Source organism: Nitratidesulfovibrio liaohensis (genome assembly GCF_011682075.1).
Classification (GTDB): Bacteria; Desulfobacterota; Desulfovibrionia; order Desulfovibrionales; family Desulfovibrionaceae; genus Cupidesulfovibrio; species Cupidesulfovibrio liaohensis.
The window spans coordinates 1-1,247 of record NZ_VSMK01000582.1; the positions used below are offsets into that span (position 1 = coordinate 1).

A 1,247-nucleotide genomic window follows, 5' to 3' on the forward strand; every position below is an offset into this window, starting at 1 on the left:
CTCTTCCGATCTCCCGCCAGCAGCGCCCGTACCGCCAGTCGCACCTCGTCGGCGCTGGCTTCCGGCAGCAGATAGCCGTCGGCCCCCGCTTCCAGCGCGGGGTGCAGCATGGCGGGGTCGTCCCCGCCAATGGCCAGCACCCGGCGAGCCGGATGGCGGCGCTTGAGCAGCCGCATCACGCATACCCCGTCCAGCAGGGGCAGCCCGCATTCGATGACGGCCAGGTCCGCCCCCAAACGTTCGCACCCTTCCAGCGCGGCGCGCCCGTCCGACGCCTCGCCGCACACCCGTACCCCGTCCAGACCGCGCAGCAGCACCTTCAGCCCTTCGCGCATCAGCGGCTGATGCGCGGCAATGAACACGTTGCGCCCACCTTCCATGCTGCCCTCACACTCCCCGCCCCGGTTCGCCGTCGCGCCGGGGCCTGCCCCGATGGTTTCACAGGGTATCCCCCGTGCGGTGCCACCCGTGCCCACTCGCTCTGGCCACTCTGGCCGCTCTGACCGTCCTGCCTCTTTGCCCTTGCTCCCGTGTCTGGCCCGCCCGGCTGCAACCGCCTGCAAGACAAGCCGCCCTATTCCGCTACGCCAGGCGATGCGGCCCACATCCGCGCCATGCAGTGACTTGCCGCCGAAAAAGCGCACAACCCCTACTTGATAAAGCATCACCCCACCTGGATTCAGAGGGACACTACCACGAAAATACTGTCACGCTCAACGCCCAAAATACCGTATCAACTGGTTTACAACCCCGTGTCTTCATGGTTTCTGCGTTAACATGGTTCAGTGCCCTCCGCGCGCCGCCAACGAACAGGTAGGGGCGCGCCGGTCCCACCACCGCAGACAGGAGGTAGCGCCCATGCGCAGAAGCGTGACCAGCATCACCCAGAACGCCGTGCTTGGCGCGCGGCGGTCCAAGTGGGTTGCCCAGCAGATCGGCAAGCCCTATCCCACCATGATGCGCGAACTGAACCCGCACGACCACAGCGCCAAGCTGGGCGCGGACACCCTGCTGGAAATCATGCGGGTGACTCGCGACGTGGCCGCATTGGAGTACATGGCCCAGGAAATGGGGTATCAACTCACGCCTCGCTCGGCGGGTTCCGCTGGCGACAAGCAGCCCTGAGGGCATGGGCGGCCACCCCGCGCACGCGGGGCCACCCGTGCCTTTCCACGTCGGCCTCTTGCCCCCTCCGCCGTCATCGAGCAACGGCGCGCGCCCCGCGTGCGGGATCGCCCGTGCGTTGG

2 protein-coding genes are annotated in these 1,247 nt (G+C 67.7%); one reads left to right on the forward strand and one right to left on the reverse strand.

Annotation, left to right across the window (positions count from 1 at the left end; genetic code table 11):
* Positions 1 to 380: response regulator (locus FVW27_RS16285; protein WP_167127132.1), on the reverse strand; the 380-nt coding region annotated here is incomplete at its 3' end.
* Positions 381 to 858: 478 nt separating this feature from the next.
* On the opposite strand from FVW27_RS16285, the gene FVW27_RS16290 reads away from it, so the two are divergent.
* Positions 859 to 1,125 carry a phage regulatory CII family protein gene (locus tag FVW27_RS16290; RefSeq protein WP_167127135.1) on the forward strand — a complete coding sequence of 89 codons (267 nt, stop codon included), beginning with the start codon at positions 859 to 861 and terminating at the stop codon, positions 1,123 to 1,125.
* Positions 1,126 to 1,247: the final 122 nt, after the last annotated feature.